Below are 12,982 nucleotides of genomic sequence, written 5' to 3'. Positions count from 1 at the left end.
CTTTTTTAGCGAGTATTTAAAATTTTTAAAAAAGAATGGGCAAAGGTACAAAAATGCCGGGTTTAAATTTAAAAGCTTTCAATGTTACGAATACCGACATTAGAGCAAGTCCTTATTTTACTTATAAGCCATTCATGTTAATAAATTATTATGTCAAAATTAATTTTATATTATGCTTAAGTAATTAAATTATTAATTTACTGAATAAGAACAAACTGACATTTTCCGGTAAATAGTTTTGCGCAAAATCAAAACTACATGCAACCCATTTCAGTTAAAAAAATTTTGCTACTACTTGCATTTTCATTGTTGATTATCGGATATTCTTTTGCTGCTGAAATTAAGGGCAAAGTATTCGATGCCATTACAGGAGAGCCGCTAATTGGTGCAACTGTTACTTTAGAAAAAGGTGAACAAAAATTTACAACATCAGTCAATTTAGATGGCTCATTTGCATTTAGGAAAATGCCGGCCGGCAAATACGAATTAAAAATTAAATATGTTGGCTATGAAAGCATAAAAGAGGTTAAGATTCATGTAAAGGATGAGAAAGAAATACAAAATTTCACTTTTAACATGAACCAGAAGAAAGACGAATTAAAGGAAATCGTGGTTACATCAGGTGCCAACAGATACTCAGATAAATATACCCGTTCATTAGAAAAAAATGCCGACTATGTACAAAATATATTATCTGAAAAAGCTATAGAAATATCACCCGATGTAACAGTAGCAAACGTATTACAACGCATGAGTGGTGTTACCATTCAACGCAGTAATAATGGTGAAGGTAAATATGCAATTATTAGAGGGATGGACCAACGTTACAACACAACTTTGGTTAATGGCATAAAAATTCCAAGCCCTAACGATAAATATCGGTATGTTCCGATGAATTTATTTCCATCAGACTTATTAGAAAGATTAGAAGTAATTAAAGCATTAACCCCCAGCATGGAAGGTGATGCAACAGGTGGTGTGATGAACCTGATTATGAAAAATGCCCCGGATAAAAAAATGTTTCATGCTTTTGTTGCCGGTGGAGGAAATACTTTATTTAGAGATCGTGATTTTCAAAGATTTGACCATAGTGTTATTTCCAAACTTGACCCCAGTGAATTACATGGCTCAAATTACCTGGCACAACCTTCTGATTTTCCAACACAGAACTTAAATTTTTCAAAACAGCTTGATCCTATTAACTTTCAAACAGGTTTAACGTTTGGCAATAGATATTTCCATAAAAAGTTAGGTTTTATTGTAGGTGTAGGCTTCCAAAATTTTTATACCGGATCTAATCAAATTTTAAATACTCAATATCCCGGTGCTATTGTTTTACCAAATGCTAACGGCATTCAAGGCAATATTTATAACAACTATCCTCAATTTGATAAAGCCATTAATAATACTTATTCAATCCAAACTTCAAGGTTAGGCATTAACAATAAATGGGATTACGCCATTAATGCTAAAAATAAAATTTCGTTGTTTAACATGTATGTTCGGCAAAACGAATTCGAGGCAAGAGTATTTCAAAGCCTTGATGTAAATACGAACCTAGGGAATATTGCCAATGTTTACAGAAGCCGCTGGCAACAACAAACCATTTATAATTCAACATTACACGGTGAGCACATTATAAATTCAGCCTTTAACCTAAACTGGGATGCCGTGTATTCAAAAGCCAAACAATTAGTGCCCGATTACGCCAGTTTTGAATATGACAACAAACAAAATCAAGACGGCTCATTGAAATACCCCGTTCAAACCGGCATATTGAAAGGCATGGATAGAATATGGTTACACAATTCAGACAGAGATTTAGCCGGTTATTTAAACCTTAATTATAACACCCATTTGTTAAATAAAAATTTAACATTAAGTGTTGGAGGAATGTACAGAAACAAAGAGCGGAACAATTATTACCACCATTATTCCTTATCACCGGTAAATGGGGGTAACCAAATGTTTACCACTATTGCTAATGCACAATATTCATTTGCAATAAACGGTGGCGATAATGGTGCCGGTGACCAAGGTATTGGCCGCGTTTACAACATAACTGAAAATGTTAGTGCCGGATATTTCCAATTCAAATATCAACTGTCTGAAAAATTAGATGCGGTTGGTGGTGTAAGAGTGGAACATACTGATCAAAACTACCAAACAAATTTACCTTTAAATTTAAATGCAGTTTATGGTCATATTTATTACACCGACCTATTACCCAGTTTGCACTTAAAGTACAAGATTAATCAATTACAAAATGTAAGATTATCCTATTTCAAAAGCATTGCCCGTCCTTCATTTGTTGATTTGATTCCACAATTGGTACCTGCTTCTGAAAATGATGCATATGATCAACAAGGTAATCCTTTTATTAAGCATACACAAGTTGATAACCTGGATTTAAGATATGAGTTATTCCCTCAGGGTGCTGATCAAATTTTAATTGGTGCTTTTACCAAATTCATTCAAAACCCTATTGAAACCAGCTTTAGCCATTATTCAGTTTTTGGTGGTAATTCTGCCCCCGGTACTAACATCTTAACACCGTTAAATGCCGGCAATGTAACCAATTATGGTGTTGAACTTGTGTTTACAAAATACATTGGAAAATTCGGTATCAATGCAAACTATACCTATACACACTCCAATACTACCACCCAAAAATTTTACTTGTATTATGATGCTACCCAACAAAAAAATATAACTATTTCTAAAATGCAAAGCCGTCCGTTACAAGGGCAAGCTAAGCACATTGGTAACTTATCTTTACTGTTTAAAGATCCTAAAACCGGAATTGATATGCAATTGGCATATGTTTATACCGGTGAAAGATTAACTTCAGTAAATTCATTTTATAATTTAGACACTTGGCAATCACCTTTCAGCCAATTAGACTTTTCATTTGAAAAGAAAATTGTAAAGCGTGTTTCAATTTATGGAAAGATCAACAATTTAACTAACTCACAAACCCGCTTCTTTTTAAAACAACCTTATTTAATTGGTAATACATTAAACAAAATTCCGGGTCAGGATGATCCTGCACATTCAATTTTTGTTGAAAGAGATACCTATGGTGTATCATATTTATTAGGTGTACGCTTTAAACTTTAAAAATTAATTGTATGAAAAATATTTATCTATTTATTTTATCGGCATTATCATTGGCTCTTATAGCTTCAGGTTGTAAAAAAATTACCGAAGAACATCAAGACATTTACAAATATGTTCCACCGCCACCTAAACCCATTAGTGATTCTGTGCCCCTTTGCGGAAGCATTTCTGGCACCATGCTGGCTGGTAAAACTTATTATGTAAACTGTGATATTTATGTAAATGCGGGCGATAGTTTAGTGATTCAACCCGGAGTGAAAGTTTATTTTAGAAATCACGCAGGATTAATTGTTAAAGGAAATTTATTTTCATTAGGTACACAAAGCAACCCAATTTGGTTAACTGTAGAAGGTCAAACGAAAACCGACAATCCGGTAGTAAATTATTCTGTTCAAAAAGATTCTGCCTTCAATGGTATTTGGAAAGGTATTATTGGTGACGTTACATGTCAATATATGATTTTAAAATGGACACACTTGGAATATTGTGGCGCACTGGCAGGTGCAAATGGTTCGGGTGCTTATGCAATTGCAGGTTTAAAAACTACCGATAATTGTTATGCTGTATATTTTTCAAATGGAAACGGATATTTAGTAATAGAAGATTCATGGGTTTATGGTACGGTAGATGATGCTTTACGCATTGGAGGACAGGGAGGTAAAATTGCTATTTTGAGAAGCACATTTGAAAAGTGCGGTAAAACCGGCGGCGATATTCTTAACATAAAAGCAGGTGGTGTTGGCGATATGGCTTATAATATGTTTATTGGCGGTGCCACTAACTCATTAAAAGCTGCTAATTCAGGTATTGCACCGGGTTTGGCCAACTGCGAGGTAAATGTGTATAATAATACTATTGTTAATTCCGGTTATCGTCAAACCAAAACAGGTCGTGGGGGCTCTATCAATTACGAAAATGGGGCAAGAGGAAAAGTATTCAATAACCTAATTGTAAACTGTAAATTCGGCTTACGCCTCAATACCAACGTACCCGACACTGCCTACATGTATAATAACAACTATGGTTATAATTATTATTGGGCCGATAGTTTAAGTGTTGCCAATGAAATATTCCCTGAAGCTGCAGGTTCAGTAACCAAACCGGTAGCCACTGATTTTCCCAATCCTTTCACGTATCTTCCGGCTAACTATAAATACATTCCGAATCAACCTTATGATGGTAGTAAAGCTGTACAAGTTGGTAACCCCATGTTTGTAAACTATCCATTACCGGTTAAAGGTGGATATCGCCTACAAGATATTACTGCTATTGGCAATTTTAATTTTAACTTGCAACCAACTTCGCCTTGTATTGGAAAAGGTTATACCGGATTTAGTCCAATGGCTGTAGTACCCGTTGACCCTAAATATGGTGTTACTACCTACTCAATGCCTGGTAGAGATATTGGTTGTTATCAGTTTAATGGTACAGGTAATTTACATTAAAAAATTACACAATGCATTCTGTATTTAGCATCATATTTTTCATTTGCTTATTATTTTCTACCGGCACTCAATTTATTGAGTGCCGTGTTGTAAGTAACGGACACGCTATTAGCATAACAAAAAAATGCGATTTACCAACCCGCTTAAGCTCTTCATCAGGTTTATGTTTTGTAAACGGAAAATGTTTTACGTTTAATGACTCGGGTAATACACCCGACTTATTTCAAATTGATACCGCTACGGGAAACATACTTCAAACCATTCACATAAACAACTATCCCAACATTGATTGGGAAGATATAACCGCCGATGAAAACTATATTTATATTGGTGACTTTGGTAACAATAAAGGCATCAGAACTGATCTTAGAGTGTTAAAAATTCCTATATCTAGCATTCCCAATCATCAATTGAATGTAGCTTTAAATGCTGATGCAATTAATTTTAAATACAACGATCAAAATTCGTTTATGAAAAATGAAAAAAACAATTTTGATTGTGAAGCAATGGTAAGTATAGATAGTAACTTATATCTTTTTACGAAAAACAGAGGTGATGAAAACACCCGTTTATATACGTTATCTAAAGCCCCGGGCAATTACAATGTTTCACCCATAACTACCTATAACAGTAAGGGAAAAATTACAGGGGCTGATTATTGTGCTGACACAAAACAATTGGTATTAATAGGATATGAAGACAAAAAACTAAACAGTTTCCTGTTGTTCTTTAACAACTTTAATGGCCATAATTTAAATAATTCAAATGCATCAAGAGTTACCATAGGCAACAACTTTAACAAATGGCAAACCGAAGGCATTTGTTATGTTACACCAACACACTTACTGATAAGTTGCGAAACCACAAAACATCAAAACGCTGCCTTATATTCAACCAACTTATAAAAGTGTTACATGCATAAAATTATTCATTAGTTATTGCAAAGAAAATAGCCATTGATAAAGGTCAGTGTTGGGGTAAATATTGAACCGAATAAGTTTTTCAGAATAATATTTTTTTACATCCTGCCAATCGTAAAAAGGAAAATGCTGAGTAGTTAAGCCATTTATGGATACTTCCTTTTCGTTTAATAAAAATTTTACCAAGTAATGTTTAAGTTTTGGATGATAATATAATACCCATTGAATATTGGCACTCAACGGAATAATTTTCGAATCTTCCCAAAAAGTTGAAATTTGAGAAACATTTTCTATTTGTGTTGAGGCACCTGAAATTCCCATGAAAGCAGCAAAAGGGGCAATGGTTTCAGCATGCCCAAATCGAATTTGCAAAGGTGTTTTTTTATTGGCAATGAATGAATCTGTCGTGTAAATAAAATCAGCTAACAAAGGCGCAGCAATTTTAACTTGAATTCCATTTACATTATTTCCCGGACCTTTTAAAAAATAGGCTTCAGCATTATCATAATTATGTAAGGCTTGTAATACTTTGCAATTAAAAAATGGAAAAAAATTAACTTCACTAACGGATATGCCTTTGCTGATTATCTCATTTTTCAAGGAAGGAATAATGGTTAAAAAACCAAACACTTCTTGCATAAACTTTAAAGCATCCTGCCTTTTAATTGTTTGGGCAAATTCAGCAGTAAAAACCTTTTCTATTAAATCGTTTGCTTTTTCAAATAATGCTAAGTGAGTTTCCAAAGTATCTAATGAATGCTGCCAGTTACCTATTTTTTTATAATTTTCATATGCAGGTGAAAGGTCATAAAACCGGGTAGTAGTATCATCAATATATTGCCTGTTAATTATTTTACAATTACAAGCTTCTTTTAATCCTTCCAAAAAAGCATTAGCAGATTGTAAAGTGCGTATTTTATTTCCAACGGTTGTATTAACAAGTAAAACTTTTTTTCCGAATACGTGCGGATTGTTTTTAACCATACGTTTGGCGATATTGCTTTGCTCAAGTTTGCCCAATTCAGAAATATTACCATCAGCATTGGCTTCAATTGCAGATAAATTAAGAATTGCATTTTTTAATGATGCACCAACTTCAGTTAATGCATTTTTGTTAGCCGCCTTCATTACTAATTGATAGGCCTTGTTTTCGCTCATAGGCTTGGTCAAATGCCTTGCACCATGCCTGCCTATGTAATTAATAAAAATTGGTTCATAGCCTTTAGGAGGTGGTGTATAATTTTTCTGTTGTGGAAAATAAACTTGTTTAGTACCCCAAAAATTTTCTTCACAAGTTTGGGCATTAATGAATTGATTACAACAAATAAACAATGCAATAAGAACAATAAATGGGCGCATGAATAAGCTTATTATATTCTTGCAATAAAAGCAAAATTTAAAATTAGTGGGAATAACCAATTGAATTTTACAAAAAAATAATATTGATTAATACTGCATTAAATGAAGGATCTGCTTTTTTATTGCATCATACCACTCTGATTTTAAAATTGAAAGCACCATTGAATCTCTTCTAATGCCATTAGCACTTAGTGCATTGTTGCGTAAAATGCCTTCTTCCAAAAAACCAATTTTTTTCATGGCAGCAATACTTCTTTTATTTAAAACATCAGCCCTTGCCTCTACCCTTTCAAAACCCAAATTATCAAACACAAATGAAAGCATTAAATATTTACAATGTACATTTAAGCCTGTACCCTGAAATTTTTTTCCATACCAAGTATAACCCAATTGCAAGCAAGCATGTTGCGATTGAATATCATAAAAACGAGTACAACCTGCGTATTCTTGCATTATTTTATCATATACGATAAACGGATATGCATTGCCTTCGCTTTTATCTTTCAATGCCTTATCCATATACAATTGCAGGTTTGCTTCACCTGCAGCAGATTGAATTGAATATTGCCATAATTCCGGTTCATGTTCAGAAAAAACACGCAAATTAGCTACATCATTTTGTGTTAATGCACGCAATATAACGCGTTCATTTTCCAGCACCAATGTTTCATGAAATGGAAATGCCTTACTCATACAAATAGTGTATTTGTGCATGAACTTACACAATTTTAGCGTAAAATTTAGGATATTGCAGGCTCATCATAAATTCATTATATTATGTGTGGAATTGTTGGATACATTGGTAAAAAAGAAGCCTACCCTATTATTATTAAAGGTTTAAAACGTTTGGAATATCGTGGATATGATAGTGCCGGTATTGCTTTAATTGACAACGGCGCATTGAATATTTATAAGAAAAAAGGGCGTGTTACTGATTTAGAAGAAGCTGCTTTAGGCAAAAACGTGCATGCACATATAGGCATAGGCCATACCCGCTGGGCTACACATGGTGAACCAAGTGATAGAAATGCCCACCCACATACCAGCAACAATGGTAACTTAGCCATGATTCACAATGGTATTATTGAAAACTATGTTAGCATAAAAAACGAATTATTAAAGAAGGGATATCATTTTACCAGCGACACAGATACTGAGGTTTTATTGAACTTTATTGAAGACATTCAAAAAAACAATCAGTGTAATTTAGAAGAAGCATTGCGCATTGCTTTAAAACGTGTTGTGGGTGCTTATTGTATTTTGTTAATTGATAAAAATGACCCTGATACCATTATTGCTGCCAGAAAAGGGAGTCCGTTAGTGATAGGTATTGGTAAGGGCGAACATTTCTTAGCCAGCGATGCCTCACCCATTATTGAATACACCAAAGAAGTAGTGTATGTAAACGATTATGAAATTGCCATTGTAAAAGCCGACGAACTTACTTTAAAGAATTTAGGTAATGAAAAACAAACACCTTTTATTACCAAACTCGATATGGACTTAGCTGCTATTGAAAAAGGTGGTTATGACCATTTTATGCTAAAAGAAATTCATGAACAACCTGAAACCATTCGCGATTGCTTAAGAGGACGTTTACTTCCGGAAGTAGGTAAAATTATTATGAGCGGCATTGAAAACCACTTAGAAGCTTTAACAAATGCACACCGTATGATTATTGTTGCCTGTGGCACCAGTTGGCATGCCGGATTAGTGGCAGAATACATGATTGAAGAGCTTTGCCGTATTCCTGTTGAAGTAGAATATGCCAGTGAGTTCAGATACAGAAACCCCATTATACACAAAGGCGATGTAATTATTGCCATTTCACAAAGCGGTGAAACAGCCGATACTTTAGTAGCATTAGAAAATGCCAAAGAAAAAGGTGCTTTTATTTTTGGAGTAGTAAATGTTGTAGGCAGCAGCATTGCACGCTTAAGTAATGCAGGGGCCTATACGCATGCAGGGCCTGAAATTGGTGTAGCCAGTACAAAAGCTTTTACCGGACAATTGGCTGTATTGGCTATGATGGCTTTAAAAATTGGTTTAGCGAAAGGTACCTTAATGCATGACCGTTATTTAGCACTTATGCAGGAACTGGCCGATATTCCTGATAAAGTAAGAGAAATATTGAAAAATACTGAGCGTGTTCAACAAATTGCTGAGAAATATAAAGATGCAAATGACTTTTTATATTTAGGGCGTGGCTACAATTTTCCGGTAGCATTAGAAGGTGCGCTTAAACTAAAAGAAATATCTTATATACACGCAGAGGGGTACCCCGCAGCAGAAATGAAGCATGGCCCCATTGCATTGGTCGACAATCAACTTCCGGTTGTATTTGTTGCCACAAAGGATAAATATTATGAAAAAGTAATTAGCAATGTGCAAGAAATTAAGGCAAGAAAAGGAATCGTTATTGCCATTGCGACAGAGGGCGATAATACTTTACCACCTATGGCTAACGATACACTATTTGTGCCTGAAACAGATGAAGTATTGGCACCTTTATTAAGTGTTATACCTTTACAATTATTAAGCTATTATGTTGGCGTTGCAAAAGGATACGATGTTGACAAACCTCGTAACTTAGCCAAAAGTGTTACAGTAGAATAATTTTTGAACCAAATGTAACAACATGCCTGAAAATAATATTCAAAAAATACCTATACAACAATTAGGATATCATTTTATTCCGCCGGAATATTTACCAAAGGGAAAAAATGAATATTATTTAAGAGATGCACAAAACAGAAGCGGTATTGAATACCGACGTTTAACCGCATACGAAATTGAAGCATTGGTAAAAAACAGGAATACCAGCGACGATTGGAATAATATTTTAGTATCAGATGCCTTTAACCCCGAACTGGTAAAAAACTGTAAGTTTTTTGGGCTGGTTCGAATTGGCAAATTGGAACCAATATGCCTGAACTTTAGTGACTTAACCATACCCGTGGGTTTATACAATTCCATTATTATAAGTTGCGACATTGGCGATAATGTGGTAATTGACAATGTGAATTACTTATCACACTTCATTATTGGTAATGAATGTATTTTAGCCAATATTAATGAAATGGTTACTTCAAACCACGCAAAGTTTGGAAATGGTATTGTGAAAGAAGGTGAAGATGAAGCCATTCGTATTTGGTTGGAAATTTGCAATGAAAACGGTGGAAGAAGTGTAATTCCATTCAATGGCATGCTACCCGGTGATGCCTATTTATGGAGTAAATATAGAGCTGACAAAGAACTGTTACAGCAATTTAAAAATTTCACCGAAAAACAGTTTAACCAAAAACGCGGCTATTATGGAAAAGTAGGCAATAGAACGGTTATCAAAAATTCTGCCATTTTAAAAGATGTATGGATTGGCGAGGATGCCTATATTAAAGGTGCCAATAAATTAAAAAACTTAACCATTAATTCAGGAAAAGAAGGACAAACACAAATTGGTGAAGGTTGTGAATTGGTGAATGGTATTATTGGCTTCGGATGCAGAATATTTTATGGTGTAAAAGCCGTACGTTTTATTATGGCTTCGCATTCTCAATTAAAATATGGTGCTCGATTAATTAATTCTTATTTGGGTAATAATGCCACTATTTCATGCTGCGAAGTATTAAACTCATTAATCTTTCCCGCACACGAACAACACCACAATAATTCATTTTTGTGTGCCGCTTTATTAATGGGACAAAGTAATATTGCTGCAGGTGCAACTATTGGTTCAAACCATAATTCTAGAGGTCCGGATGGCGAAATGGTTATGGGGCGTGGTTTTTGGCCCGGCTTATGCGTTAGTTTAAAGCACAACTCTAAATTTGCCAGTTACATTATTTTAGCAAAAGGCGATTATCCTGCAGAGCTTAATATTACTTTGCCTTTTTCATTGGTAAGCATTGATAATGAAAAAAACCAACTGGTAATAATGCCGGCATATTGGTTTATGTACAATATGTACGCGCTTGCTCGCAACAGTTGGAAATACATTGATCGCGATAAAAGAACTGAAAAAATTCAATACCTGGAATACGATTTTCTTGCACCAGATACCGTAAACGAAATGTTTGACGGCATTAGTACGCTTGAATATTGTGTTGGAAAAGCTTTTTATACTAAAGAAACTAACGAACTAAGCAATAGTAATGAAGCTTGTATTGAAAAAGGACGAGAATTATTGAACAAGGAAAATGGTGCTGAACTCATTGATTCATTAGAAATTGTTTTACCGAATGCTGAAAATAATAAACGCAAAACAATTATTATTAAAGCATTCAAAGCATATCATTTATACAAACAAATGATTGCTTATTATGGCATTAATCATTTATTAAACTGGATAAACACTAATTCTATTACTAGTGTTTCCGACTTAAAAAAATCGTTGCCCAACTTTGAAAGAAAACAATGGATAAATGTTGGTGGGCAGCTAATGGAAAAAGACACTGTTGATAAACTGCTTCTGCAAATTAAAAACAACAATATTAATAGTTGGGAGCAAGTTCATCATTTTTATGAAAAGCAGGGAAATCTTTACAATACTGAAAAAACAAAACACGCTTTAGCTGCATTAACAGAGTTATATCAAATTAACTGGGAAACAATTAATGCAAACTTTATTCAAAAATTGTTTAAAGAAGTAATAGAAACAAAAAGCTGGATCACCGAACAAATTTTCCTTTCCAGGGAAAAAGATTATATCAATCCTTATCGGAAAATGGTTTACGATTCAGATGCTGAAATGGAGGCTGTAATGGGTAAACTGGCAGATAATTCATTCATTAATCAACAAAACAAGGAATTAATGGCATTTAAAACAACATTAGAATTAATAAGCGAAAAATTACTTCAGCTACCTATGAAAGCTTAAAATAAATGAAAGCTAATAAATTTTACTAAAAATTCTTACCTATATTCGTTCTCACAGAAATGAAAATATGGGTTCACTATTCTTTTCAAAAAAGGGAATTATTGTATTATTAATTTTTACAATTGTTGTTACGTTTATTTTTTACAACTTCTTTGCCAGAAAAATTGACAGAGAGTATAGTAAACTAATCAACAAAGAAGCCCATTTCAATGCCATAAGCCAACAAATTTTACAAACATCTTATGCAAATTGGGCAACATTCCTGGAGTATGCTTGTAATAATCAAAAAGCAATCAGAATAAATAACTGGGAACAAGTAATTGTTCAAAACAATAAACGTTTCGATAGCATCTCAATATTAAATCTGCTACACCCTACCGATAGCCTTATTTTAGACAGTTTAAAAACATCTAGAAAAAAGTATAATACCTTAATTACCTATTACTACAGCCATCTGCCCGGAAATACAGATTCCATAAAAACTGTAATTAGCAACGTATTAAAACCGTCATTTCAACAATATCAATATTATTTGGCAAAATTTTTAAAGGCACACAATGAGGGAATGTTACAAATAAGCGACAATTTTACTTACAGCAACTTATTTAAAAGCAAGGTATATATGCTGCTAAGTTTAATACCCGTATTCATCATCATTTTTGTGGTGCTACTTATATTCATATATATTTTAATAATTGGGTACGAAATCATTAAAATATAAACATCTTGGAAACCTTATTATTCATTGCCGATACATATCATTAGCTGTTATGAAAATACAATTTATTTCAATCGGCAAGCAGCATGAGCCTATGGTGAGTGAAGCTATAGAGGAATTTACTAAACGAATTAAAAATTATTTTCCGGTTGAATGGTTCATCATAAAGCCACTAAAAAATGCTGCTACGCTTAGTGCAGCTGAATTAAAAAAGGCAGAAGCCGGTTTAATACTAAACAGTTTACAAAAGGAAGATTATTTGATAGTGCTGGATGAAAAAGGTAAACAACTAACATCTATTGAACTGGCTAATTTTATACAACAAAAAATTAATGCAGGAAATAGAAAAATGATCTTTTTAATTGGCGGCGCATTTGGCGTAGATGAAGTAATTTTAAAACGTGCTGATTTTACTTGGAGCTTATCAAAATTGGTATTTCCGCATATGTTGGTCCGACTAATTTTGGCAGAACAAATATATAGGGCATGTACCATTCTGAACAATGAAAAATATCATCATATATAATTTGCAGCAATCATAAAT

At 33.8% G+C, this 12,982-nt stretch carries 9 protein-coding genes; 7 read left to right on the top strand and 2 right to left on the bottom strand.

From position 1 onward, the window contains the following. The first annotated feature begins 258 nt into the window (after positions 1-258). From LX80_RS00830 to LX80_RS00820, 3 genes are read left to right on the top strand one after another with little or no spacing between them, the layout of a single operon-like run. On the top strand, positions 259-3,120 hold the full coding sequence (locus tag LX80_RS00830) for a TonB-dependent receptor (RefSeq protein WP_111293145.1): 2,862 nt from the start codon (positions 259-261) through the stop codon (positions 3,118-3,120). Between the two features lie 11 nt (positions 3,121-3,131). Then, on the top strand, positions 3,132-4,565 hold the full coding sequence (locus LX80_RS00825; protein WP_111293144.1) for a hypothetical protein: 1,434 nt from the start codon (positions 3,132-3,134) through the stop codon (positions 4,563-4,565). A gap of 11 nt (positions 4,566-4,576) precedes the next feature. After that, complete coding sequence (locus LX80_RS00820) at positions 4,577-5,470, top strand: hypothetical protein (protein ID WP_111293143.1); 894 nt, start codon at positions 4,577-4,579, stop codon at positions 5,468-5,470. A 30-nt stretch (positions 5,471-5,500) separates the two neighbouring features. On the opposite strand, the gene LX80_RS00815 is transcribed toward LX80_RS00820, so the two are convergent. Together LX80_RS00815 and LX80_RS00810 are read right to left on the bottom strand one after the other, a co-directional pair. Next, complete coding sequence (locus LX80_RS00815) at positions 5,501-6,844, bottom strand: histidine-type phosphatase (RefSeq protein ID WP_111293142.1); 1,344 nt, start codon at positions 6,842-6,844, stop codon at positions 5,501-5,503. An 87-nt stretch (positions 6,845-6,931) separates the two neighbouring features. After that, the gene (locus LX80_RS00810) at positions 6,932-7,537 is read right to left on the bottom strand and encodes a GNAT family N-acetyltransferase (RefSeq protein ID WP_111293141.1); all 606 of its coding nucleotides are present in this window, start codon (positions 7,535-7,537) and stop codon (positions 6,932-6,934) included. Between the two features lie 84 nt (positions 7,538-7,621). Between LX80_RS00810 and glmS the strand changes: the two genes are divergently transcribed. From glmS to LX80_RS00790, 4 genes are all read left to right on the top strand, one after another. Then, on the top strand, positions 7,622-9,460 hold the full coding sequence (glmS, locus tag LX80_RS00805) for a glutamine--fructose-6-phosphate transaminase (isomerizing) (RefSeq protein WP_111293140.1): 1,839 nt from the start codon (positions 7,622-7,624) through the stop codon (positions 9,458-9,460). 22 nt (positions 9,461-9,482) lie between these two features. Continuing rightward, positions 9,483-11,720 (top strand): DUF4954 family protein, encoded by a 2,238-nt coding sequence (locus tag LX80_RS00800; protein ID WP_111293139.1) that lies wholly within the window; start codon positions 9,483-9,485, stop codon positions 11,718-11,720. A gap of 67 nt (positions 11,721-11,787) precedes the next feature. After that, positions 11,788-12,441: a hypothetical protein gene (locus tag LX80_RS00795; RefSeq protein ID WP_111293138.1), complete on the top strand. Its 654-nt coding sequence runs from the start codon at positions 11,788-11,790 to the stop codon at positions 12,439-12,441. Between the two features lie 49 nt (positions 12,442-12,490). Then, positions 12,491-12,964, top strand: coding sequence for a 23S rRNA (pseudouridine(1915)-N(3))-methyltransferase RlmH (locus tag LX80_RS00790; RefSeq protein ID WP_111293137.1), 474 nt, complete (start codon positions 12,491-12,493; stop codon positions 12,962-12,964). Positions 12,965-12,982: the final 18 nt, after the last annotated feature.

The organism is Hydrotalea sandarakina (assembly GCF_003254115.1).
GTDB lineage: Bacteria > Bacteroidota > Bacteroidia > Chitinophagales > Chitinophagaceae > Hydrotalea > Hydrotalea sandarakina.
Note: the sequence above shows the minus strand (reverse complement) of the source record. Positions and strands in the feature narration are given on the sequence as shown.